Here is a 25,039-nt window from a genome sequence, read left to right on the forward strand (position 1 = left end):
ATGGGCAAGGAAAAGTTCTCCCGCACCAAGCCGCACTGCAACATTGGCACGATTGGTCACGTTGACCACGGCAAGACGTCTCTGACGGCGGCGATCACGAAGGTTCTGGCTGAGACGGGCGGGGCGACGTTCACGGCCTACGACCAGATCGACAAGGCTCCGGAGGAGAAGGCGCGCGGGATCACGATCTCGACGGCGCACGTGGAGTACGAGACGCAGAACCGTCACTACGCGCACGTGGATTGCCCCGGCCACGCCGACTACGTGAAGAACATGATCACGGGCGCGGCGCAGATGGACGGCGCGATCCTGGTGGTGTCGGCGGCCGACGGCCCGATGCCGCAGACCCGCGAGCACATCCTTCTGGCGCGCCAGGTCGGCGTTCCGGCGCTGGTGGTGTTCCTCAACAAGGTCGACATGGTCGACGACGAGGAGCTTCTGGAGCTGGTCGAGCTGGAGGTGCGCGAGCTTCTCTCGAAGTACGACTTCCCCGGCGACGACATCCCGATCACCAAGGGCTCGGCGCTGATGGCGCTGGAGGACAAGGAGCCGAAGATCGGCAAGGAGGCCGTTCTGGCGCTGATGGCGACGGTGGATGCCTACATCCCGCAGCCGGAGCGTCCGATCGACCTGCCGTTCCTGATGCCGATCGAGGACGTGTTCTCGATCTCGGGCCGCGGCACGGTCGTGACGGGCCGGGTCGAGCGCGGGATCGTGAAGGTCGGCGAGACGGTGGAGATCGTCGGCATCCGCGACACGCAGACCACGACGGTCACGGGCGTGGAGATGTTCCGCAAGCTGCTCGACCAGGGCCAGGCGGGCGACAACGTCGGGGTGCTGCTGCGCGGCACGAAGCGCGAGGACGTGGAGCGCGGCCAGGTCGTGTGCAAGCCGGGTTCGGTGAAGCCGCACTCGAAGTTCAAGGCCGAGGCCTACATCCTGACCAAGGAGGAGGGTGGCCGTCACACGCCGTTCTTCACCAACTACCGGCCGCAGTTCTACTTCCGCACGACGGACGTGACCGGGATCTGCACGCTTCCCGAAGGCACCGAGATGGTGATGCCGGGCGACAACGTGACCATGGACGTGGCGCTGATCGTGCCGGTGGCCATGGAGGAGAAGCTGCGCTTCGCCATCCGCGAGGGCGGCCGCACCGTCGGCGCCGGCGTCGTCGCCGCCATCAACGACTGAACCTGTACGGTCCGGGGCGGCGTCACGCGCCGCTCCGCCTCTCCCGCGCCGGCCTCCGACTCGAAGGAGGCCGGCGTTGCTGTTTCGGGTCGCCGGTCAGTCTCACCGGAGCCGCCGCGCGGCGCTCGTCGCGCTGGATCCCGGATCAGGGTCCGCTCTCGCTCCACCTTTGCGGGGAAGGGGCAGCGCAGGACAGAGCGCCATCCCTGTCCCGGGCGCATGCGGCGCCAGCGGAATGGGTCCCGGGACCCGGCGGCAGGAGGCGCCGCGAAAGCGGCTCTCCTGCGCCTCCGATCATCCCTATGCGTCGGGTAACCCCTTGCAAGCCGGGCCGCGATGAGGCATTGGGCGGTGCGCTAGGAGTGTAGCTCAACTGGTCAGAGCGCCGGTCTCCAAAACCGGAGGTTGCGGGTTCGAGTCCCTCCACTCCTGCCAGACATTCAGCCCGATCCCGCGCGGTGGCCCGGTCGACAAGCCGGGGGAGTTGCGCTAGAGCGGGCGCAATCCGAGATCTGAAGCGACCGTCGGTGCGGGCCCATCCGGGTCCTCGGCGCCGACATTCGCATTCCCGGATGCGGTCTCTGCCTCGGGGCCGAACACGCACAGACACTGGCGCCATGGCATCGAACGAAGCGACCAAGAAGGTGGACCTGGTGCGCGGCGCAGCCCGCGGCCCCGCGAATCCGCCGCCGGCCCGGCCGGCGACGCCGGCTCGCGCGCCGCAGAAGCGCGCCACGCCCGGCGAGTTCTTCGCGCAGGTCCGCGACGAGGCCCGCAAGGTGACGTGGCCCACCCGCCGGGAGACCACGATCACGACGATCATGGTGTTCGTGATGGTCGTGGCCGCAAGCCTGTTCTTCACGGTCGTGGACCAGGCCCTGCGCTTCGTGGTCGGCCTGATCCTGGGCGTCTGAATCGGAGGCGTCTGAGGGCGGCTCGCCGTCGATCGGGGGAGGCCCCGCGGACTTGTCGGAGTTGAACGGAACCGTGTCGAAGCGCTGGTACATCGTCCACGCCTACTCGAACTTCGAGAACAAGGTCGCCCAGTCCATCAAGGACCAGGCGGCCCAGCGCGGGCTGACCGAGCTGTTCGACGAGGTGATGGTCCCGACCGAGAAGGTCGTGGAGGTGCGCCGCGGCCGGAAGGTCGATGCCGAGCGCAAGTTCTTCCCCGGCTACGTCCTGGTGAAGTGCGACCTCACCGACGAGGTCTACCACCTCATCAAGAACACCCCGAAGGTCACGGGCTTCCTCGGTGCCGACAAGTCGAAGCCGGTTCCGATCCCCGATGCCGAGGCCGAGCGGATCAAGGGCCAGGTCGCCGAGGGCGTCGACCGGCCGAAGCCCTCGATCTCCTTCGAGATCGGCGAGACCGTCCGGGTCGCCGACGGCCCGTTCGCCAGCTTCAACGGCACCGTCGAGGAGATCGACGATGCCCGGTCCCGCCTCAAGGTGGCTGTGTCGATCTTCGGCCGCGCGACTCCGGTGGAGCTGGAATACGCCCAGGTCGAGAAGGCCTGAGCTTCCTGATTTCGGCGGCCCTGAGGCCGCCGCATCATTCCGGCCATCGCTGAGCGACGGCCGCGAACTTGCCCCATCCTCCTGAGGTTGGGGCATCATCCGCGGGAGATCCGCCCGGCCTCGCCTCCGGGATTCACGGCTCGCACCGCGACCTGCAACCGTCCGACCCGCCGCGCTTCAGGCCGCGTGGGGGCGGATTCTCATTGGGAGCAGTCCCATGGCGAAGAAGATCACGGGCTACGTGAAGCTTCAGGTCCCGGCCGGCGCAGCGAACCCGTCGCCGCCGATCGGTCCCGCGCTCGGTCAGCGCGGCCTCAACATCATGGAATTCTGCAAGGCCTTCAACGCGAAGACCGCGCAGATGGAGAAGGGCACCCCGATCCCGGTGATCATCACCGCGTATCAGGACCGCTCCTTCACCTTCGAGATGAAGCAGCCCCCGGTCACCTTCTTCCTGAAGAAGGCCGTCGGCCTGAAGATCGGCAAGAAGCCGGCCTCCGGCTCGAAGACCCCCGGCAAGGGTCCGACCGTCGGCAAGATCTCCGAGGCGCAGCTGCGCGAGATCGCCGAGAAGAAGATGCCCGACCTCAACTGCGACTCGATCGAGTCGGCCGTTGCCATGATCCGCGGCTCCGCCCGGGCCATGGGCCTCGAAGTCACGGCCTGAGGGAGGAGATCATGGCTAAGGAAGGCAAGCGCATCCGCGCCGCCCGCGAGGGCATCGAGGTCACCAAGCTCTATCCCCTCGACGAGGCGATCAAGCTGGTGAAGGAGCGGGCCACCGCGAAGTTCGACGAGACCGTCGAGGTCTCGATGAATCTCGGCGTCGATCCCCGTCACGCGGACCAGATGGTCCGCGGCGTCTGCAACCTGCCGAACGGCTCCGGCCGGACGGTGCGCGTGGCGGTCTTCGCCCGCGGCGCCAAGGCGGACGACGCCAAGGCCGCGGGTGCCGACATCGTCGGCGCCGAGGATCTCCTGGAGATCGTGCAGAGCGGCAAGATCGAGTTCGATCGCTGCATCGCGACCCCCGACATGATGCCGCTGGTCGGCCGTCTCGGTAAGGTGCTGGGCCCGCGCGGCCTGATGCCGAACCCGAAGGTCGGCACCGTCACCATGGACGTGAAGGGTGCCGTGGCCGGCGCCAAGGGCGGCTCCGTGGAGTTCCGCGTCGAGAAGGCCGGCATCGTCCATGCCGGCGTCGGCAAGGTCTCGTTCGACGCCGACAAGCTGGTCGAGAACATCAAGGCCTTCGCGGACGCGGTCGCCAAGGCCAAGCCCGCCGGCGCCAAGGGCACCTACGTCCAGCGCATCGCCGTCACCTCGACGATGGGCCCCGGCGTGAAGGTCGAGCCGAACACCGTGCTCACCGCCTGACGCAAGGCGAATCGTCCACGCGGCGCAGCGCCCGGCCGGAAACGGCCGGGCGTTTTCTGTTGCGGGGGCGACAATGGAGCGGCCGCCCGGGACCCTGCCACCGCTTGCCGCAGAGCGGCACCATGTCCCTCACGCCATTCTTAACTCCGGAGGGGGGCGCCAACCGGCACGGCTGTGCTAGATATCCCATCATGCGATGCACCCTGACGGTCACCTCCAAGCGACGCATCCTGTGCGTCTTTCCCGCCTACACGCCGTCCTTCGGGACATTCTCCCATGCCTACCCGCTAATGGGCGGGGTGAAGGCGTTCATGCCGCCGCAGGGGCTGCTGCTGATCGCGGCCTACATGCCGGAGGCGTGGGAATGCCGGTTCATCGATGAGAATATCCGCCGCGCGGGTCCGGCCGATTTCGCCTGGGCGGACGCGGTCTTCGTCTCCGGCATGCACATCCAGGAGCCGCAGATCCACGACATCCGCGACCGCGCTCACGCGGCCGGCAAGGTCACGGTGCTGGGCGGCCCCTCCGTCTCGGGGGCGCCCGAGAAGTATCGTGATTTCGACTACCTCCATATCGGCGAGATCGGCGATGCCACCGATCAGCTCGTCGCGCGCCTCGACGCCGACCTCACGCCGCCGCCCGCCCAGATGGTGCTGGAGACGAAGGACCGACTCGCCCTCGCGGATTTCCCGGCCCCGGCCTACGAGGCGGCGCCGCTCAAGCGCTACCTGATCGGCTCCCTGCAATTCTCGTCGGGCTGTCCCTATCGCTGCGAGTTCTGCGACATCCCGCAGCTCTACGGCCGCCAGCCGCGCCTGAAGAGTCCGGAGCAGATGTGCGCCGAACTCGACGCCATCATCAGCCAGCCGGGCCATCCGGCGGTGGTCTACTTCGTCGACGACAATTTCATCGGCAATCGCAAGGCGACCCGCGAGATGCTGCCGCATCTCGTCGAATGGCAGAAGAAGAACAATTACCCGCTGCAGTTCGCCTGCGAGGCGACGCTGAACATGGCCAAGCAGCCCGAGATCCTCGAGCTGATGCGGCAGGCGAACTTCATGACGGTGTTCGTCGGCATCGAGACGCCGGAGGCGGAGGCGCTCAAGGGCATCGACAAGACCCACAACGCCGCAGTGCCGATGTACGAGGCGATCGAGACCCTCAATTCCTACGGGCTCGAGGTGACCTCGGGCATCATCCTGGGCCTCGATTCCGACACCGACAAATCCGAGCAGAACCTGATCGACTTCATCGACCGCTCGGCGATTCCGGTCCTGACCATCAACCTGCTCCAGGCCCTGCCCAAGACCCCGCTCTGGGACCGGCTAGAGCGCGAAGGCCGGCTCCTCCACGATGCCAGCCTGGAATCGAACGTCCTGTTCAAGCGCCCCCACGATTCCGTGGTCAGCAGCTGGCGGCGGGCGATCGCGCATGCCTACGATCCGGAGAGGATCTTCGAGCGTTTCAAGCACCAATGCGCGGTGACCTATCCGAACCGGATCACCACGCCGACCGCCGGCAAGCTGACCTTCACCAACCTGCGCCGGGGTCTGATCCTCGGCTTCAACATCATCACCCGGGTCGGGATCTTCTCGGACTATCGCAAGCCGTTCTGGAGCGCGGCCGGCTACGCGCTGAAGCGGGGGCAGATCGAGGCCGTGTTCAACATGGGCTTCGTCGCCCATCACCTGATCCGCTTCACCCGCGAGGCCCTGCGCGGCGAGCACAACGCCTCCTTCTACGCCGCCAAGGCCGCGGAGGCGAAGGAAGCCCGCGACCGGAGCTGGTGGGAGGCCGCGAGGCGCAAACTGGTTCCCGAGCGCGAGGCGGCGTAGTTTGGATCCCGAATGCGACGACCCGCGGACCGGCCTCGAGGTTCGGCAGGCCATCGGCAGGCCGGAGGTGCGGCCGGTGCGACGGACATGCCGGTCTTGACCTCATCCTGAGGTGGCGGAGCGCAGCGGAGGCCTCGAAGGAGGCCTCCAGGGATCGCAGCGGGTTCTGGAGCCCTCGTTCGAGGCCCGCTGAAGCGGGCACCCCAGGATGAGGTGGAGGATTGGATATCGGTCGGTCTTGACCGACCCGCGTTCGAGATCCGGCTGTCGGAGAGGTCATCGTGCGGCGGACGGGGCCGCGGGACGCGCCTGAACCGCTTACCCATGCGTCTCGGGCTCTTCTCCTGCGCAAGTCCTTGCCTGCGGCGGAAAAGTCGCGCTTCGGCCCTTGGCAGGTGGCTTGCTAGGCTCTATACACCGCGCCTCACGCATTTCATCCTCACGGAAGGAGAACGGCCAATCGGCCGGTTTCCGCTCGAAATGTCGCCCGGGCAACCGGGTGGCAAAGGCCGGCAGGATCCAGGGGGCGACGAGCCCCGCGGAGCCTTGTCCGGCCATGTCCTGTCCGAGACTGCAGGTGCCGGTTCGCCGGCTTAATCCGCCAGCCTGCACAGACGGGGAAGACCGAATTCGAAAAGCCTCGCCTCGGCCCCCGGCTGCGGAGAGGTGTCGGTTTGAACCAACTCGCCCGAGGCGGCCTCCAGGGGTGCGCGCGGGGACAGGGCCGCGAAGCGTCGTTCGGACGTTCCCGGTCTTTCGGCCGAGATCACGTCCGGGCGGCATGTGCAACCGGCGGACCCGACACCGGGTTCCGCCAACCGGAGAGAGCCCAGTGGACCGGACAGCTAAAGCTGATCTCGTCTCGACGCTCAACGGCGTGTTCAATCAGAGCGCCGTCGTCGTCGTGGCCCACTACAAGGGCCTCACGGTCGCCGACATGCAGAAGCTGCGTTCGCAGATGAAGCAGGCTGGCGCCACCGTGAAGGTCGCCAAGAACAGCCTCGCCGGCATCGCACTCGATGGCACGGACGTCGCCTCCATCAAGCCGCTCCTGAAGGGCCCGACCCTGCTCGCCTATTCCGGCGACCCGGTCGCTGCCGCCAAGGTCGCGGTGGATTTCGCCAAGGTCAACGACAAGCTCGTGATCCTCGGCGGCGCGATGGGGAAGACCGCCCTGAACCCGGACGGCGTGAAGGCTCTCGCCTCGCTCCCGTCCCTCGACGAACTGCGCGCCAAGATCGTGGGCCTCGTACAGGCGCCCGCGACGAAGATCGCTCAGGTCGTCAACGCGCCGGCTGCCAAGCTCGCCCGCGTGTTCGGGGCCTATGCCAAGAAGGACGAGGCCGCCTGAGGCCCTTCAAAAATCACCTGTTCGAACCGATATCTGAGAGGAATTGAAAATGGCTGATCTTGCCAAGCTCGTCGACGACCTGTCCTCGCTGACCGTGCTCGAGGCCGCTGACCTGGCCAAGATGCTCGAAGAGAAGTGGGGCGTCTCGGCCGCCGCTGCCGTCGCCGTCGCTGCCGGTCCGGCCGCCGGTGGCGCCGCCGCCGCCGCCGAGGAGCAGACCGAGTTCACGGTTGTCCTGGCCTCCGCCGGCGACAAGAAGATCGAGGTCATCAAGGAGGTCCGCGCGATCACCGGCCTGGGCCTCAAGGAAGCCAAGGACCTGGTCGAGGGCGCGCCGAAGCCGGTCAAGGAAGGCGTCGCCAAGGACGAGGCCGAGAAGCTCAAGGCTCAGCTCGAGAAGGCTGGCGCCAAGGTCGAGCTCAAGTAAGTCGACGATGGGCCGGGACCGGCCCATCACCCCACGAAGGTCCGTTTCGGGCCTGTCGTGACCGGAGCCCGCGGGTGTTGCACCCGCGGGCTTTAGGCCGCTTCGGCGGATGGTCCCGAAAGGGGCCGGCGAGACATTCGGTTCGGTGGCGCGGCCCGGCGGGGCGCGCGTCGCGGCCCGGTGCGGGAGGTCCCTGTCGGGAACGCTTCCCCGGGCGAGAGGTACGCGGGTAGGAGCGAGGTCACATGGCCAACACGCTGGTCGGTCGCAAGCGCATTCGGAAGTTCTTCGGCAAGATCAAGGAAGTTGCCGAGATGCCGAACCTCATCGAGGTTCAGAAGGCGTCCTACGACCAGTTCCTGATGGTCGACGAGCCCGAAGGCGGGCGCGGCGACGAGGGACTGCAGAGCGTGTTCAAGTCGGTGTTCCCGATCTCCGACTTCGCCGCCACGGCCCTTCTCGAATTCGTGCGCTACACGTTCGAGGCGCCCAAATACGACGTGGACGAGTGCCGCCAGCGCGGCATCACCTTCGCGGCGCCGCTGAAGGTGACGCTCCGCCTCATCGTGTTCGATGTCGATCCCGACACCCAGGCGAAGTCGGTCAAGGACATCAAGGAGCAGGACGTCTACATGGGCGACATGCCCCTGATGACGGAGAACGGCACCTTCATCGTCAACGGCACCGAGCGCGTCATCGTCTCGCAGATGCACCGCTCGCCGGGCGTGTTCTTCGACCACGACAAGGGCAAGACCCACTCGTCGGGCAAGCTCCTGTTCGCCGCCCGCATCATCCCCTACCGGGGCTCCTGGCTCGACGTCGAGTTCGACGCCAAGGACATCGTGCATGTCCGCATCGACCGGAAGCGCAAGCTGCCGGCGACGTCGCTGCTCTATGCCCTCGGGCTCGACGGCGAGGAGATCCTGTCGACCTTCTACAACAGGGTCGTCTACGACCGGGACGGCGCCGATTGGCGCGTGCCGTTCGATGCCGAGCGCATGAAGGGCATGAAGGCCACCGTCGACCTGATCGACGCCGATTCCGGCGAGGTCGTGCTCGAGGCGGGCAAGAAGCTCAACGCCCGCAACGCCCGTCAGATCACCGAGAAGGGCACCAAGTTCCTCAAGGCGACCGACGAGGATCTCATCGGCCAGTACATCGCCGAGGATCTGGTCAACGCGCAGACCGGCGAGATCTGGGCCGAGGCCGGCGAGGAGATCACCGACAAGCTCCTGAAGAGCCTGGAGGAGGTCGGAATCACCGAGCTGCCGGTGCTCGACATCGACCACGTCAATGTCGGTCCCTACATCCGCAACACGCTGGCGGTGGACAAGAATTCCAGCCGCGAGGGCGCGCTGTTCGACATCTACCGGGTCATGCGCCCGGGCGAGCCGCCGACCCTCGAGACCGCCGAGGCGATGTTCCACTCGCTGTTCTTCGATTCCGAGCGCTACGACCTCTCGGCCGTCGGCCGCGTGAAGATGAACATGCGCCTCGATCTCGACGCCGCCGACACGGTCCGCACCCTCCGCAAGGAGGATATGCTGGCGGTGGTCAAGGCGCTCGTGGAGCTGCGCGACGGCAAGGGTGAGGTCGACGACATCGACCACCTCGGCAACCGCCGCGTCCGCTCGGTGGGCGAGCTCATGGAGAACCAGTACCGTCTGGGCCTCCTGCGCATGGAGCGCGCCATCCGCGAGCGCATGAGCCAGGTCGACATCGACACGGTCATGCCGCAGGACCTGATCAACGCGAAGCCCGCGGCCGCGGCCGTGCGCGAGTTCTTCGGCTCGTCGCAGCTCTCGCAGTTCATGGATCAGACCAACCCGCTCTCCGAGGTGACGCACAAGCGCCGCCTCTCGGCGCTTGGCCCGGGCGGTCTGACCCGCGAGCGCGCCGGCTTCGAGGTGCGCGACGTGCACCCGACCCATTACGGCCGCATCTGCCCGATCGAGACGCCGGAAGGCCCGAACATCGGCCTGATCAACTCGCTCGCCACCTTCGCGCGGGTGAACAAGTACGGCTTCATCGAGACCCCGTTCCGGCGCGTGCGCGACGGCGTGGTCACCGACGAGGTCGCCTACCTGTCGGCCATGGAGGAGGCGAAGTACTATGTCGCCCAGGCCAACGCCCAGATGGACGAGAACAAGAAGCTGACGGAGGACCTCGTGGTCTGCCGTCGGGCCGGCGACGTGATCGTCGTCGGGCCTGAGCGCGTCGACCTCATGGACGTCTCGCCCAAGCAGCTCGTCTCGGTCGCCGCGGCTTTGATCCCGTTCCTCGAGAACGACGACGCCAACCGCGCGCTCATGGGCTCGAACATGCAGCGCCAGGCGGTGCCGCTGGTCCGCGCCGACGCCCCGTTCGTGGGCACCGGCATGGAGGCGGTGGTCGCCCGCGATTCCGGCGCCGCCATCGCGGCCCGGCGTGCCGGCATCATCGATCAGGTGGACGCCACCCGTATCGTCATCCGCGCCACCGAGGAGGCCGACGCCAACAAGCCGGGCGTCGACATCTACCGCCTGCAGAAGTTCCAGCGCTCCAACCAGTCGACCTGCATCACGCAGAAGCCGCTGGTCCGCGTCGGCGAGTTCGTGAAGAAGGGCGAGATCATCGCCGACGGTCCCTCGACCGAGTTTGGCGAGCTGGCGCTCGGCCGGAACGTGCTCGTCGCGTTCATGCCGTGGAACGGCTACAACTTCGAGGACTCGATCCTGCTCTCCGAGCGGATCGTGAAGGATGACGTGTTCACCTCGATCCACATCGAGGAATTCGAGGTGATGGCCCGCGACACCAAGCTCGGGCCGGAGGAGATCACCCGCGACATCCCGAACGTTTCGGAAGAAGCGCTCAAGAACCTCGACGAGGCCGGGATCGTCTATATCGGTGCCGAGGTGAACGCGGGCGACATCCTCGTCGGCAAGATCACCCCGAAGGGCGAGAGCCCGATGACGCCGGAGGAGAAGCTGCTCCGCGCCATCTTCGGCGAGAAGGCCTCGGACGTGCGCGACACCTCCCTGCGGGTGCCGCCGGGCGTCACCGGCACCATCGTCGAGGTCCGGGTGTTCAACCGCCACGGCGTCGACAAGGACGAGCGCGCCCAGGCGATCGAGCGCGAGGAGATCGAGCGGCTCGCCAAGGACCGCGACGACGAGCAGGCGATCCTCGACCGCAACACCTACGCCCGTCTGGCGGATGTGCTGATCGGTCAGGCGCCGGTGGCCGGCCCGAAGGGCTTCAAGAAGGACACCACGCTCACCCGCGAGCTGATCAACGACTATCCGCGCTCGCAATGGTGGCAGTTCGCCGTCATCGAAGACCGTCTCATGACCGAGATGGAGGCGATGCAGAAGCAATACGACGAGTCGAAGAAGCGCCTCGAGCAGCGCTTCCTCGACAAGGTCGAGAAGCTGCAGCGCGGCGACGAGCTGCCGCCCGGCGTCATGAAGATGGTCAAGGTCTTCGTGGCGGTGAAGCGCAAGATCCAGCCGGGCGACAAGATGGCCGGCCGTCACGGCAACAAGGGTGTCGTGTCGCGGATCGTGCCGATCGAGGACATGCCGTTCCTGGAGGACGGGACGCATGCCGACATCGTGCTCAACCCGCTGGGCGTGCCCTCGCGCATGAATGTCGGCCAGATCCTGGAGACGCATCTGGGCTGGGCGGCTGCGGGCCTGGGTCGCAAGGTGTCGAAGGCGGTGGACGCCTATCTGAAGACGCAGGACATCGCGCCGCTGCGGGAGGAGATGACGGCGATCTACTCCCCGGGCGAGCTCGACGGCCTGACGGACGAGGAGCTGGCCGAGGCCGGCAACAACGTCCGCCGCGGCGTGCCGATGGCCACCCCGGTGTTCAACGGCGCCAAGGAAGCCGACATCGAGCAGATGCTGGAGATGGCCGGTCTCGACCGCTCGGCGCAGTCGACGCTCTACGACGGGCGGACCGGCGAGCCCTTCGACCGCAAGGTCACGATGGGCTACATCTACATGCTGAAGCTGCACCACCTCGTGGACGACAAGATCCACGCCCGGTCGATCGGCCCGTACTCGCTCGTCACTCAGCAGCCGCTGGGCGGCAAGGCGCAGTTCGGCGGTCAGCGCTTCGGCGAGATGGAGGTCTGGGCGCTGGAGGCCTACGGCGCGGCCTACACGCTGCAGGAGATGCTCACGGTGAAGTCGGACGACGTGGCCGGCCGCACCAAGGTCTACGAGGCGATCGTCCGCGGCGACGACACGTTCGAGGCCGGCATCCCCGAGTCGTTCAACGTGCTCGTCAAGGAGATGCGCTCGCTCGGCCTCAACGTCGAGCTGACGTCTTCGAAGAAGGCCGCGAACGATCAGCTGGAGCCGCCCGCGGACGCGGCCGAGTAAAGCCAGTCGCAAAAAACCTCCCGTGGCGGCGGAGTGCCGCCGCCACGGTCGAGCGGGAAGGGGAGGGGCCTTCCGTGTTTGACGACGGTGAGCAGCGCCCGTGCGGGGTGCGGCGCCGGACCTTTTTCAGGACGCGGTGGCCCGGCGCGGGGCTGCCGGCGTCAACAAGGAGCGGATCATGAACCAAGAGGTCATGAACCTTTTCAACCAGCAGGCCACGCCGGTCAGCTTCGACCAGATCAAGATCTCGATCTCGTCCCCGGAGAAGATCCTCTCCTGGTCGTACGGCGAGATCAAGAAGCCGGAGACGATCAACTACCGGACCTTCAAGCCCGAGCGCGACGGTCTGTTCTGCGCGCGCATCTTCGGGCCGATCAAGGATTACGAGTGCTTGTGCGGCAAGTACAAGCGCATGAAGTACAAGGGCGTCATCTGCGAGAAGTGCGGCGTCGAGGTCACCCTCGCGCGCGTCCGGCGCGACCGCATGGGCCATATCGAGCTGGCCGCCCCCGTCGCGCATATCTGGTTCCTGAAGTCGCTGCCCTCCCGCATCGGCCTGCTGCTCGACATGGCGCTCAAGGACCTTGAGCGGATCCTGTACTTCGAGTCGTACTGCGTCATCGAGCCGGGTCTCACCCCCCTGAAGGAGCGTCAGCTCCTGTCGGAGGAGGAGTACCTGCGCGCGCAGGAGGAGTACGGCGAGGACTCGTTCACCGCCATGATCGGCGCCGAGGCCATCCGGCGCATCCTGCAGGAGCTCGACCTCGACAAGATCGCCAACGATCTGCGCGAGGAGATCGCGGTCACCACCTCGGAGCTGAAGCCCAAGAAGCTCCTGAAGCGGCTCAAGATCATCGAGGCGTTCCAGCAGTCGGGCAACAAGCCGGAGTGGATGATCCTCACGGTCGTGCCGGTGATCCCGCCGGACCTGCGCCCGCTGGTCCCGCTGGACGGCGGCCGCTTCGCGACCTCCGACCTCAACGACCTGTACCGCCGCGTCATCAACCGCAACAACCGCCTGAAGCGGCTGATCGAGCTGCGCGCGCCCGACATCATCATCCGCAACGAGAAGCGGATGCTGCAGGAGGCGGTCGACGCCCTGTTCGACAACGGCCGCCGCGGCCGCGTCATCACGGGTGCCAACAAGCGCCCCCTGAAGTCGCTCGCCGACATGCTGAAGGGCAAGCAGGGCCGGTTCCGCCAGAACCTGCTCGGCAAGCGCGTCGATTACTCGGGCCGCTCGGTCATCGTGGTCGGCCCGGAGCTGAAGCTGCACCAGTGCGGCCTGCCGAAGAAGATGGCTTTGGAGCTGTTCAAGCCGTTCATCTACGCGCGCCTCGACGCCAAGGGTTTCTCGGCCACCGTCAAGCAGGCCAAGAAGCTGGTCGAAAAGGAGAAGCCGGAGGTTTGGGACATCCTCGATGAGGTGATCCGCGAGCACCCGGTGATGCTGAACCGCGCGCCGACGCTGCACCGCCTCGGCATCCAGGCCTTCGAGCCGAAGCTGATCGAGGGCAAGGCGATCCAGCTGCACCCGCTGGTCTGCGCCGCGTTCAACGCCGACTTCGACGGCGACCAGATGGCCGTGCACGTCCCGCTGTCGCTCGAGGCGCAGCTGGAAGCGCGCGTCCTGATGATGTCGACCAACAACATCCTGCACCCGGCCAACGGTCAGCCGATCATCGTGCCGTCGCAGGACATCGTTCTCGGCCTCTACTACCTGTCGATCGTGGCCGAGGGCGCGCCGGGCGAGTTCAAGCCGGGCAACGCCAAGAACCCGATGCAGGGCGTCTACGGCGACATGGGCGAACTGGAGCACGCGCTCGCCGCCAAGGCCGTGTCGCTGCACACCAAGATCAAGTGGCGCTGGACCGGCATCGGCCCGGACGGCAACCCCCTGACCAAGACCTACGAGACCACGCCGGGCCGGGTGATCCTGTCCGGTGCCCTGCCGAAGCACGCCAAGGTGCCCTTCGACGTCGTCAACAAGCTGATGACCAAGAAGGAGATCTCGGCGATGATCGACACCGTCTACCGCCACTGCGGTCAGAAGGAGTCGGTGATCTTCTGTGACCGGATCATGGCACTCGGCTTCAACCACGCGTTCAAGGCCGGCATCTCGTTCGGCAAGGACGACATGGTCGTGCCGGAGAACAAGTGGTCGATCGTCGACACGACCCGCGCGCTCGTGAAGGATTACGAGCAGCAGTACAACGACGGCCTGATCACTCAGGGCGAGAAGTACAACAAGGTGGTCGATGCCTGGGCCAAGTGCTCGGACAAGCTCGCCGCCGAGATGATGGGCCGCATCTCGGCCGTCCAGAAGGACGAGCACGGTGCGGACAAGCAGGTCAACTCGATCTACATGATGAGCCACTCGGGTGCCCGTGGCTCGCCTGCCCAGATGAAGCAGCTCGCGGCGATGCGCGGCCTCATGGCCAAGCCGTCGGGCGAGATCATCGAGACCCCGATCATCTCGAACTTCAAGGAAGGCCTGGACGTTCTGGAGTACTTCAACTCCACGCACGGTGCCCGTAAGGGCCTGGCCGACACCGCCCTGAAGACCGCCAATTCCGGCTACCTGACCCGCCGCCTCGTCGACGTGGCCCAGGACGCCGTGATCCGCGAGGTGGATTGCGGCACGACCAACGGCATCAAGATGCGCGCCATCGTGGATGCCGGCCAGGTCGTGGCGACGCTCGCCACCCGCATCCTGGGCCGCGCCACGGCCGAGGATCTGGTGGCCGCGGACGGCACGGTGATCGTCAAGACCGGCGAGACCATCGAGGAGCGGCACCTGCCGGCGATCAACGCTGCCGGCATCCAGGAGGTGAAGATCCGCTCGGTGCTGGTCTGCGCCACCAAGAGCGGCGTCTGCGCCACCTGCTACGGGCGCGACCTCGCCCGCGGCACGCCCGTCAACATGGGCGAGGCCGTCGGCGTCATCGCGGCGCAGTCGATCGGCGAGCCGGGCACGCAGCTCACGATGCGCACCTTCCACATCGGTGGTGCGGCCCAGATCGCCGACTCGTCGTTCATCGAGTCGAGCTTCGAGGGCACGATCAGGATCCGCAACCGCGCGATCGCCAAGAACTCCGATGGCGATCTGATCGCCACCGGCCGCAACGTGGCGGTGGTGGTCGTCGGGTCGGACGGGGTCGAGCGGGCGGTCCACCGCCTGCAATACGGCGCCAAGCTCCGGGTCGACGAGGGTGACAAGATCAAGCGCGGGCAGCGGATCGCCGAGTGGGATCCCTACACCCGTCCGATCCTCACCGAGGTCGACGGCATCGTGGCCTACGAGGATCTGGTCGACGGCCAGTCCATGACCGAGACCACCGACGAGTCGACCGGCATCGCCAAGCGCGTCGTCGTCGACTGGCGCGGTTCGGCCCGGACCTCGGACCTGAAGCCCGCGATGGTCGTGGTCGATCGGGACGGCAAGGCGCTCAAGCTGCCCCGCGGCTCGGACGCCCGCTACTTCCTGCCGGTCGACGCCATCATCGGCTTCGATCCGGGCGCGAAGGTCAATGCCGGCGACATCCTCGCCCGCGTCTCGACCGACTCGGCCAAGACCCGCGACATCACCGGCGGTCTGCCGCGGGTGGCGGAGCTGTTCGAGGCACGGCGCCCGAAGGACGCGGCGATCATCGCCGAGAAGTCGGGCACCATCGCGTTCGGCCGCGACTACAAGAACAAGCGTCGGCTCACGCTGACGCCGCATGACGGCTCGGAGGCGGTCGAGTACCTGATCCCGAAGGGCAAGCACATCCACCTGCAGGACGGGGACGTGGTCGAGCTCGGCGATTACATCGTCGACGGAAACCCCGCTCCGCACGACATCCTGGCGATCAAGGGCGTGGAGGAACTCGCGGCCTACCTCGTCAACGAGATCCAGGAGGTCTACCGGCTGCAGGGCGTGTCGATCAACGACAAGCACATCGAGGTGATCGTCCGGCAGATGCTGCAGAAGGTCGAAGTGACCGATGGCGGCGACTCGGACATCCTCTCGGGTGACCAGATCGACCGGACCGAGCTGACCGAGTTCAACGAGAAGCTGCTTGCCGAGGGCAAGAAGCCGATCCAGGGCGTTCCGGTCCTGCTCGGCATCACCAAGGCGTCGCTGCAGACGAAGTCGTTCATCTCGGCGGCCTCGTTCCAGGAGACCACCCGCGTCCTCACCGAGGCGGCGGTCAACGGCAAGGTCGACACCCTGGAAGGCCTGAAGGAGAACGTGATCGTCGGGTCGCTGATCCCGGCCGGCACCGGCTCGATGGTGGCGGATATCCGCTCCATCGCCCGCCGCCGCGACGCGATGATCCTGCAGCAGAAGCAGACCGAGAGCGGCGCGATGCCGGTCGAGGAGCTGCCGCCCGCCGCCGCCGAGTGAAGCGACAGGCAGGATTGAGATGAGAGAGGGCGGCCTTCGGGCCGCCCTTTTTCTTTGCGGCGTGCCTTTTCCAGTGCGGCCGTCCTTGCGAGGGGAGCAAAGCAATCCAGGGCGGGCGCCACGCTTCCTGACGTCCCGCTGCCCTGGGTCCCTTCGCTCCGCTCGTGATGACGGGGAGGGAAGCGTCAACCGCAGCGTTCAACCCGGAACCGTATCAGGACACGCGCGACCATCCGGCCTTAACCACGGCTCAACCATACCGGGCGATAAATCCTGCGCGGCCGCAGAAACACCCTGGAAACGGGGAGGATCGGGCCGGTTCGGGTGCGTGAGTGCGGGTCTGGCGTCGTGGGCACGAGACGAGGACGGGAATCGAGCCTGCGCTGGCTCTCGGCGGCGCTGACGCCCTGGATGGTCGGACTCGGCCTCCTGGTGTCGTTCACCGCCGATGCCGGCACGGAGAACGCCATCGGCGCGAGCCGGCTCGGGGTGATCGACGCCCAGACCGTCCCCCCCCTGCCGCCCGGCACCCTGCTGATCGGATCCGCCCTGCGCCCCCTCGGCGACGAGCCGCCTCAGGCGGTGTTCAAGACCGGTGCCCATGTCTTCCCGGTGGTGCAGCGGGGCGGCAAGGGCAATCCAGCCCGGCCGCCGGCCGAGAGCTTCGCGCGGCGGGCCGCGAACCTGCGGGAGGCGGGCGGCGCCCTGGTCTTCGGCGACGTCACCGGCAGCGTCACCGGCGTGCTGACCCAGGGGGCCGCCGTCTGGGATCCGGATTCCGAGCCGGAGGCCACCTTCATCCCCGTGCCCGATCTCGGCCTGACCACCGGCGCCGGCACCGCCGCCTCCACGGGCGAGGGGACAGCCGATCTCACCGAGGATGGCGGTCCCGAGCGCTTCGACGGCTCGACGCCGCCGGTGCCCCGGGCCATCGCCCTATCCTCCACGACGCCCGCGCCAGCGGATGCGATCCCCGTCGAGATCGCCGCGGCCAGCCTCGCGCTCCCCGATTTCGCACTCCGCACCGAGCGCCCGGACAGTGCCCAGCCGGTCCCCGAGGATGCCCGCCGGCGCTACGCCGACCTGATCGACCCGAATGCCCTCGACAAGGAGCAGCGCTGCCTGTCGGAGGCGGTCTATTTCGAGGCCCGGAGCGAGCCCGAGGCGGGCCAGGCCGCCGTGGCCCAGGTGGTGCTCAATCGCGTGAAGAGCGGCCTGTACCCGGCGAGCGTCTGCGGCGTCGTCTACCAGAACCGGCATCATTACATGGGCTGCCAATTCTCCTTCGCCTGCGAGGGCAAGTCCCTGCGCATCACCGATGCCGGCGCCTGGGAATCGGCGACCCGGATCGCCCGCTCGGTGATCGAGGGTCGGACCTACCTCGCCGAGGTCGGCGCCGCGACCCACTACCATGCCGACTACGTGCGTCCGGGCTGGGCGCGCCGGCTGCGCAAGATGGACGTGATCGGCCGGCACATCTTCTACCAGCTGCGGGCCGGGCAGACCTGAGGCGGGTCCGGCCTGACTTCATAAAAGAGAGTGGCAAAAATCCGAACAATGCTACCTAGGTAGGCGACGCCTAAGCAGTCGAAACCAAGGGTTAATTTTACCTTCGTTCCTGATAATGCTTGCGCGCCGGGCAACGAGTCTGGCCTCTGGTACGTCGAGACGAGCGCCGCGTCCGCGCCGCGTCTCGTAGTAATGCGTATCAGAGGACTTCCATGACCGCGCCGGTCGCTCGCACCGCCCTCCTCGCCGCCGCCCTCGGCGGCGTGCTTCTCGCCGCTCCCGCCCAGGCCGGCGGCTGCTACGGCTCCGAATGCTATCGCCGCGTCGTCACGCCGCCGGTCTACGACACGGTTCAGGAGAACGTGCTGGTGCGGCCGCCCCGCACGATCTACCGCACCACGCCGCCGGTCTACGACACGGTGTCCGAGCGCGTGATGGTCTCGCCCGGCGGCCGCTACTGGCAGACGAGCCGCGGCCCCGGCGGCGAACTGATCGGTTGCTGGGTGACGACGCCGCCGCGCTTCGCGGTGCGCAGCCGGACCGTGCTGGTCCGCCCGGCGCAGACGATCCCCGAGACGATCCCGCCGGAATATGCCAGCGTGAGCCGTCGCGTGCTCGTGGCGCCCGCCCGGGCCGGCTGGGCGCCGATCGGCGGCGGTTACGGCTACCGGCCTGCCGCTTATGGCGGGCCGCTGGTCGGCTCGATCCCGGATGCCCTCGGCATCACCGGGGCCAGCGCGTCGGATATCGGCGTCGGCCTCGGCTTCTACACGGGCAGCCGGTACGAGGGCTACTGATCCGCCCCCCGGCGGCTTGATTCCGGACGTCCCGGCCACACCTCACCGCGCAACACGGGAGGTGACGATGGGGACGTTCAAGGCCTGGGTGGTCGAGAAGAACGAGGCCGGCCAGAGCCTCGCCTTCCGGGATTTCGACGACGCCGACCTCATGGACGGCGACGTCACCGTGCGGGTGACGCACTCGACCCTGAACTACAAGGACGGCCTCGCGCTCACCGGCAGGTCGCCGGTGGTGCGCCGCTTCCCGATGATCCCCGGGATCGACTTCTCGGGGGTCGTCGAGACATCGGATCACCCGGATTACAAACCGGGCGACGCGGTCGTGCTCACCGGCTGGGGCGTCGGCGAGACGCATCTCGGGGCCTATGCGCAGCGCGCCCGGGTCAAGGGCGACTGGCTGGTGCCGCTGCCCGAAGGGCTGACGCCCCGGCAGGCCATGGCGGTCGGCACCGCGGGCTATACCGCGATGCTGTGCTGCATGGCGCTCGATGCCCATGGGGTGAAGCCGGAGCACGGGCCGGTCATCGTCACCGGTGCCTCCGGCGGCGTCGGCTCGGTCGCCGTGGCGCTCCTCGCCCGGGCGGGCTGGCATGTGATCGCCTCGACGGGCCGGGACGGCGAGTCCGAGTACCTGAAGGGGCTCGGCGCGGCCGAGATCCTCGACCGGGCCGAGCTGTCGAAGCCCGGCAAGCCGCTCGGCAAGGAGCGCTGGGCGGCGGGCGTCGACGCGGTCGGCTCCACCACGCTCGCCAACGTCCTCGCCATGACCAAGGCCGACGGCGCCGTCGCCGCCTGCGGGCTGGCGCAGGGCATGGACCTGCCGACGTCCGTGGCGCCCTTCATCCTGCGCGGCGTCTCGCTCCTCGGCATCAACAGCGTCACCACCCCGCAGCCGAAGCGTCGCGAGGCCTGGGCGCGGCTCGCGCGGGACCTCGATCTCGGCAAGCTCGCCGCCATGACCAGCACGGTCGGCCTGGCGGAGGTCGGCCGGCTCGGGGAGGCGATCCTGGCCGGGAAGGTGCGGGGCCGAACCGTGGTGGACGTGGGTTAGCGCGGGCGGCTTCAGGAGCCCGACCGATCCTGCTCCGTCAGGCCGCCGCCGGCGGATTTCCGCGGCATGGCGGGAACCTTTGCCATATCTCGCGTGTTGATGTCTTCATGAGCGTTGCATTCGTCAAAGAGCCCGAGGGCGGGGAAGCGTTCGAGAACCTTCCGGACCGCCCGATCTCGCCCCACCCCAACTTCGTCACGCCCGAGGGGCTCGCCCAGATCGAGGCCGAGGTCGCGCGCCTGGAGAAGGAGGTCGCCTCCCTGGATCCGGCCGACAAGGCCGAGGATTCCCGGATCGGGCGCGATCTGCGCTACTGGGCGGCCCGGAAGAACACCGCGCAGGTGGTGGAGCCCAGGAGCGGTGATACCGTCCAGTTCGGATCGACCGTCACGGTGGTGCGCGAGGACGATTCCGGCAAGGAGACCCGGCAGACCTTCCGGATCGTCGGCGAGGACGAGGCCGACCCGCACAAGGGTTCGATCTCCTACGTCGCCCCGCTGGCCCGGGCGATCACCGGCAAGACGATCGGAGACGTGGTCGAGGTGAACGGCCACGAGGTCGAGGTCGTCGAGATCCGCTGAGCCGGATCAACGACCCTCGAAGCGCGGCCGCAGGGGCAGGATCGCCTCGGCGACATGCTCCATGAAGGCCCGGACCCGGGCCGCGTGGCGCAGGTCCGGATGCGTCAGCAGCCACAGACCGACGCCGAGTTCCGGATGCGGACCCGAGAGCCGTCGCAGCGCCGGATCGGGGTCGGCCCCGAAGCAGGGCAGCGGGCCGATCCCGATCCCGGCGGCCACCGCCGCGTCGAGGCCCGTGACCGTGTTGATCCGCAACGCGATCCGTTCGGGTGCCGCCCGCGCCTCCACGAAGCGCGCCAGCAGGCCGCCCGCCACCGTCGCGGCGGGGCTGATCCAGGTCTCCTGGGCAAGGTCGCCATAATCCCGGCCGGCCTGGCCGTAGACGGCCCAGGCGATTCCGCTGAGCCGCCGTCCCACGAGTGTCTCGTTCGGGTCGCGGCTCGCGCGGATTGCCACGTCGGCATCGCGGCGGGACAGATTCAGCGCCTCCTCGGCCAGGATCAGGTTGAGGTGGATCTTCGGATACCGGGCGCGGAAGCTCATGAGGATCGGCATGAGCAGGCCGGTCGCGAAGCTGGCCGGTGCGGTCACCCGCAATTCGCCGGACGGCGTTTCCCCCAGACCCGCCACCGAGCGCGCGAAATCCGTCACATCCGTCTCGATCCGTGTCGCCGCCTCGATCATCGCCCGGCCGGCCGCGGTCGGCACGTAGCCGGTGCGCAAACGCTCGAACAGGCGGACGTCGAGATGCGCCTCCAGCGCGCCCAGGCGCCGGAAGGCGGTTGACGGATTGATTCCCAGATCCTCGGCGGCCGCCGTCAGGCCGGCCCGGTCGGCCACCGCCTTGACGAAACGGAACGCATCCCAGTCGAGCGCCACGCCGTGGTCCTTGCGTCAATGCAAGACCATTCTTGCATCCGATGGCATTCATGCAAGATCCAAAACGCGCCATGGGTAGGCACCGCGCCGCCGGATGATTCGGTCGGCCCCCCAAGACCCCCGATGGAGATCGTCACATGGCCAAGGTTCTGGTGCTGTACTACTCGACCTACGGACACGTGGAGCAGATGGCCTATGCCGTTGCCGAAGGCGCCCGCGAGACCGGGGCCGAGGTCGTCGTGAAGCGTGTGCCGGAGCTGGTCCCGGAGGAGGTCGCCCGGCAGAGCCACTTCAAGCTCGATCAGGCGGCGCCGATCGCCACCGTCGACGAGCTGGCTCAGTACGACGCGATCATCTTCGGCACGCCGACCCGCTACGGCAACATGGCCTCGCAGATGAAGCAGTTCATCGACCAGACCGGCGGGCTCTGGATGAAGGGCGCGCTGGTCGGCAAGGTCGGCTCGGTCTTCACCTCCACGGCCTCGCAGCACGGCGGCCAGGAGACGACGCTGACGAGCTTCCACACGGTGCTGTTCCACCACGGCATGGTGGTGGTCGGCCTGCCCTACAGCTTCCAGGGCCAGGCCGGCGTCGAGGCGGTCAAGGGCAACACCCCCTACGGTGCCAGCACGATCGCGGACGGAGACGGATCCCGTCAGCCGAGTGCCGTCGAGCTGGACGGCGCCCGTTTCCAGGGCCGCCACGTGGCGGGCATTGCCGCCAAGCTGGCCCGAGACTGAGTAGCCAAGAAAAAAGGCTCGGATTGCTCCGAGCCTGAAAGGAAAAAGGCCATTGGGGGCTGAGAAGGCCTTCGTGATCAATAAACGGGTCAGCGCGAAGTCTGTTCCGCTGCCGGCGAAAAATTTCCGGCCTCAGCGTGGCGCGGCTGCCCGGGCGAGGCGGTCGCGGATCGCCTCCCCGAGGCCAGCCTCGGGAATCGGCGCCACCGCGATGGTCTCGGCCCCTGAGGCATCGAGGTCGCGCAGGGCGCCGAACAGCCGCGAGGCGGCCTCCGCGGGGTCGCCCGCCGGGCTCAGGTTCAGCCTCGCCCGCGCAGTCTCGTGACCGGCCGGGAGGTGGGACCCGAACAGCAGAACCGCCTCGCCGGGCTCGATCCGCGTTGCGTCCAGCCGGACCCGCGCCCGCGGAGCGTAATGTGAGGCGAGCATGCCCGGCCCCGCCGGCCGGTCGGCATCCGCCGGCTCCGGAGCCGCCGGGTCGAGGCCGAGCACGTCCCGGAGCGCCGCCCGGGTGATGCCGCCCGGCCGCAGCAGACGCGGCGTGCCGCCGAGGCAGGCCACCACGGTCGATTCGACGCCCACCGGCGTGTCGCCGCCGTCGAGCACGGCGGCGATCCGGCCGGCGAGATCGTCGAGGACGTGGGCGGCCCGGGTCGGACTCACCCGCCCCGAGCGGTTCGCCGAGGGCGCGGCGACCGGCCGCCCGACCTGTGCGAGGAGGGCCTGCGCGAGCGGATGGGCCGGCACCCGCAGGGCGAGGCTCGGCAGGCCGGCGCGGGCGAGGTCGCAGACCCGCGTGCCCGCATGCGCCGGGACCACCAGGGTCAGGGGGCCGGGCCAGAAGGCCTCCGCGAGGCGACGCGCCGGCGCGTCGAAGACGCCCTCCGCCAGGGCCGCCGCCGCGTCGGGCAGGTGCGAGATCAGCGGGTTGAAGCGCGGCCGCGCCTTGGCGGCGAAGATGCCTGTCACCGCGGCGGGGTCGGTGGCATCCGCCCCGAGGCCGTAGACGGTCTCGGTGGGGAAGGCCACGAGGCGTCCCGCCCGCAGGAGGGCGGCGGCCTCCGCGACGCCGCCGGCATCGGGGGGAAGCCGCCGGGTCGCGGCCGGGACCGTTGACCCGGGATCATTCATGCGGGAAGCCGTCTCCGAGGTCATGGCGGCGCGCGCGCCGCGCGCCTATCCTCGCCCGCCCTAGCGCCGGTGCGCGGGCGCGGTCAAACCCGCCCCGGATCGAACGAGCGGGCGGGCCGCAACACGGGAGGATCGTATGAGTTACCGCGCCCCGGTCCCCGAGATGCTCTTCACGCTCCGGCACGTGGCCGGGCTCGATTCGGTCGATCCCGACGACGCCGAGGCGATCCTGACCGAGGCCGGGCGGATCGCCGCCGGCGTGATCGCGCCGCTCAACCGGGTCGGCGATCGGCACGGCACCCCCTTCGCGGACGGGCAGGTCACCACGCCGCCCGGCTGGCGCGAGGCCTATCGCACCTTCACGGAGGGCGGCTGGAACGGGCTCTCGGCCGAGGCCGATCACGGCGGCCAGGGCCTGCCGAAGCTGATCGAGGCCGCCTGCACCGAGATGTGGAACGGCGCCAACCTCGCCTTCGGCCTCTGCCCGCTCCTGACCCAGGGCGGTATCGAGGCGCTGGCGGCCCACGGCTCCGACGACCTGAAGGCGCGCTACCTCGAGAAGCTGGTCTCGGGCGAATGGCCCGCCACCATGAACCTGACCGAGCCGCAGGCCGGGTCCGATCTCGCGCTGCTGCGGACCCGGGCGGAACCTGCGGGCGATGGGACCTACCGGATCACCGGCAACAAGATCTACATCACCTACGGCGAGCACGATCTCGCCGACAACATCGTCCACCTCGTCCTGGCCCGGCTGCCCGACGCGCCGGCCGGCACGCGGGGCATCTCCCTGTTCCTGGTGCCGAAGGTGCTGCCCGACGGCACCCGCAACGACCTGCGCTGCTCCGGAATCGAGCACAAGCTCGGCATCCATGCCTCGCCGACCTGCTCCATGGCCTTCGGCGACAATGGCGGCGCCACCGGCTGGCTGATCGGCCAGGAGAACAGGGGCCTCGCCTGCATGTTCACGATGATGAACGCCGCTCGGCTCAATGTCGGCCTGCAGGGCGTCGGCGTTGCCGAGGCCGCGACCCAGCGGGCGCTCGCCTACGCGCAGGAGCGTCGCCAGGGCAAGGCCATGGGAGCCGCCGAGGCGACGAGCCCGATCGTCGCGCATCCGGACGTGCAGCGCATGCTGCTCACCATGAAGGCCTCGACGGCCGCCGCCCGCGCCATCTGCTACCTCACCGCCGCGGCCCTCGACGCGTCGAAGGGGCCGGAGGGGCAGGCGGCCCTGGACCGGGCCTCGCTGCTGACCCCGGTGGCGAAGGCCTTCGCCACCGACCTCGCCAACGAGGTGACCTCGCTCGGCGTGCAGGTCCATGGCGGCATGGGCTTCGTGGAGGAGACCGGGGCGGCGCAGCTCATGCGCGACGCCCGCATCCTCGGCATCTACGAGGGCACCAACGGCATCCAGGCCATCGACCTCACCGCCCGCAAGCTGCCCTTGAACGGCGGGGGCACCGTGCGGTCGCAGATCGCCTGGATGCGCCGGGCCGCGGAGGGGCTGCTCAAGGCCGGCGATCCCGCCTTCGGCCACATGGCGGCGCGGCTGCGGGACGGGATCGGCAGCCTCGACCGGGCGACGAGCCACCAGCTCGCCGCGCTGACCTCGAACCGTCCCGAGGCGGCCTTGGCGGGGGCGACGCCGTATCTGCGCCTGTTCGGCTTGGCTCTCGGAGGCGCCTGCCTCGCCCGAAGCGCGCTCGCCGCGAGCGCCGCGCTGAAGGCCGGCGAGACCGACCCGGCGCATGCCGCCCGCATCGCCCTCGCGCGCTTCTACGCCGAGAATCTGCTGACCGCGGCCGGGGGCCTGGAGCAGACCGTCGTGGCGGGCGGCGCCTTCACGGACGATGCCGCGCTGGCGCTGGCGGTTTGAGGAGCGGATC

The 25,039-nt window shown here is 68.4% G+C and carries 18 protein-coding genes and 1 tRNA gene; 17 read left to right on the forward strand and 2 right to left on the reverse strand.

Annotated elements, in window-relative coordinates:
* The 15 genes from tuf to greA all read left to right on the forward strand — a co-directional run bounded on the left by tuf (window position 1) and on the right by greA (window position 20,403).
* Window positions 1-1,191 (forward strand): elongation factor Tu, encoded by a 1,191-nt coding sequence (gene tuf / locus BLT59_RS24265; protein WP_091778141.1) that lies wholly within the window; start codon window positions 1-3, stop codon window positions 1,189-1,191.
* Between the two features lie 358 nt (window positions 1,192-1,549).
* Window positions 1,550-1,626: transfer RNA gene (locus BLT59_RS24270), tRNA-Trp, on the forward strand.
* Window positions 1,627-1,808: 182 nt separating this feature from the next.
* On the forward strand, window positions 1,809-2,105 hold the full coding sequence (gene secE, locus BLT59_RS24275) for a preprotein translocase subunit SecE (protein ID WP_012320779.1): 297 nt from the start codon (window positions 1,809-1,811) through the stop codon (window positions 2,103-2,105).
* A gap of 73 nt (window positions 2,106-2,178) precedes the next feature.
* Window positions 2,179-2,712, forward strand: a complete 534-nt coding sequence (nusG, locus tag BLT59_RS24280) for a transcription termination/antitermination protein NusG (protein WP_012320778.1) — start codon at window positions 2,179-2,181, stop codon at window positions 2,710-2,712.
* Between the two features lie 217 nt (window positions 2,713-2,929).
* On the forward strand, window positions 2,930-3,379 hold the full coding sequence (rplK, locus tag BLT59_RS24285) for a 50S ribosomal protein L11 (RefSeq protein WP_043385646.1): 450 nt from the start codon (window positions 2,930-2,932) through the stop codon (window positions 3,377-3,379).
* 11 nt (window positions 3,380-3,390) lie between these two features.
* Window positions 3,391-4,089 (forward strand): 50S ribosomal protein L1, encoded by a 699-nt coding sequence (rplA, locus tag BLT59_RS24290; RefSeq protein ID WP_043348287.1) that lies wholly within the window; start codon window positions 3,391-3,393, stop codon window positions 4,087-4,089.
* A gap of 191 nt (window positions 4,090-4,280) precedes the next feature.
* The gene (locus BLT59_RS24295; RefSeq protein ID WP_091786830.1) at window positions 4,281-5,924 is read left to right on the forward strand and encodes a B12-binding domain-containing radical SAM protein; all 1,644 of its coding nucleotides are present in this window, start codon (window positions 4,281-4,283) and stop codon (window positions 5,922-5,924) included.
* Window positions 5,925-6,756: 832 nt separating this feature from the next.
* The gene (gene rplJ, locus BLT59_RS24300; RefSeq protein ID WP_091786833.1) at window positions 6,757-7,275 is read left to right on the forward strand and encodes a 50S ribosomal protein L10; all 519 of its coding nucleotides are present in this window, start codon (window positions 6,757-6,759) and stop codon (window positions 7,273-7,275) included.
* A 49-nt stretch (window positions 7,276-7,324) separates the two neighbouring features.
* Entirely contained in the window at window positions 7,325-7,702 is a 378-nt protein-coding gene (gene rplL / locus BLT59_RS24305; RefSeq protein WP_091786837.1) for a 50S ribosomal protein L7/L12, read from the forward strand.
* Window positions 7,703-7,947: 245 nt separating this feature from the next.
* Window positions 7,948-12,072, forward strand: a complete 4,125-nt coding sequence (gene rpoB / locus BLT59_RS24310) for a DNA-directed RNA polymerase subunit beta (RefSeq protein WP_091786840.1) — start codon at window positions 7,948-7,950, stop codon at window positions 12,070-12,072.
* Window positions 12,073-12,250: 178 nt separating this feature from the next.
* Window positions 12,251-16,462 carry a DNA-directed RNA polymerase subunit beta' gene (gene rpoC / locus BLT59_RS24315; protein ID WP_091786973.1) on the forward strand — a complete coding sequence of 1,404 codons (4,212 nt, stop codon included), beginning with the start codon at window positions 12,251-12,253 and terminating at the stop codon, window positions 16,460-16,462.
* Between the two features lie 411 nt (window positions 16,463-16,873).
* Window positions 16,874-17,971 carry a cell wall hydrolase gene (locus BLT59_RS24320; RefSeq protein WP_091786843.1) on the forward strand — a complete coding sequence of 366 codons (1,098 nt, stop codon included), beginning with the start codon at window positions 16,874-16,876 and terminating at the stop codon, window positions 17,969-17,971.
* 212 nt (window positions 17,972-18,183) lie between these two features.
* Window positions 18,184-18,768 carry a hypothetical protein gene (locus BLT59_RS24325; RefSeq protein ID WP_091786846.1) on the forward strand — a complete coding sequence of 195 codons (585 nt, stop codon included), beginning with the start codon at window positions 18,184-18,186 and terminating at the stop codon, window positions 18,766-18,768.
* Between the two features lie 67 nt (window positions 18,769-18,835).
* On the forward strand, window positions 18,836-19,822 hold the full coding sequence (locus BLT59_RS24330; RefSeq protein ID WP_091786852.1) for an acrylyl-CoA reductase (NADPH): 987 nt from the start codon (window positions 18,836-18,838) through the stop codon (window positions 19,820-19,822).
* 107 nt (window positions 19,823-19,929) lie between these two features.
* Window positions 19,930-20,403 carry a transcription elongation factor GreA gene (gene greA / locus BLT59_RS24335; protein ID WP_091786854.1) on the forward strand — a complete coding sequence of 158 codons (474 nt, stop codon included), beginning with the start codon at window positions 19,930-19,932 and terminating at the stop codon, window positions 20,401-20,403.
* Between the two features lie 6 nt (window positions 20,404-20,409).
* Here the strand turns inward: greA and BLT59_RS24340 are convergent, their stop codons facing one another.
* Window positions 20,410-21,282 carry a LysR family transcriptional regulator gene (locus tag BLT59_RS24340; protein ID WP_091786856.1) on the reverse strand — a complete coding sequence of 291 codons (873 nt, stop codon included), beginning with the start codon at window positions 21,280-21,282 and terminating at the stop codon, window positions 20,410-20,412.
* A 137-nt stretch (window positions 21,283-21,419) separates the two neighbouring features.
* Here BLT59_RS24340 and wrbA point away from each other — a divergent pair, with 137 nt between their 5' ends.
* Window positions 21,420-22,022 carry an NAD(P)H:quinone oxidoreductase gene (gene wrbA / locus BLT59_RS24345; RefSeq protein ID WP_091786857.1) on the forward strand — a complete coding sequence of 201 codons (603 nt, stop codon included), beginning with the start codon at window positions 21,420-21,422 and terminating at the stop codon, window positions 22,020-22,022.
* 132 nt (window positions 22,023-22,154) lie between these two features.
* Here the strand turns inward: wrbA and BLT59_RS24350 are convergent, their stop codons facing one another.
* Window positions 22,155-23,153 (reverse strand): L-threonylcarbamoyladenylate synthase, encoded by a 999-nt coding sequence (locus tag BLT59_RS24350; RefSeq protein ID WP_091786976.1) that lies wholly within the window; start codon window positions 23,151-23,153, stop codon window positions 22,155-22,157.
* A 136-nt stretch (window positions 23,154-23,289) separates the two neighbouring features.
* Between BLT59_RS24350 and BLT59_RS24355 the strand changes: the two genes are divergently transcribed.
* Window positions 23,290-25,029, forward strand: coding sequence for an acyl-CoA dehydrogenase family protein (locus tag BLT59_RS24355; RefSeq protein WP_091786859.1), 1,740 nt, complete (start codon window positions 23,290-23,292; stop codon window positions 25,027-25,029).
* The last annotated feature ends 10 nt before the right edge of the window (window positions 25,030-25,039 follow it).

This window comes from Methylobacterium sp. UNC378MF, from assembly GCF_900103195.1.
GTDB lineage: Bacteria > Pseudomonadota > Alphaproteobacteria > Rhizobiales > Beijerinckiaceae > Methylobacterium.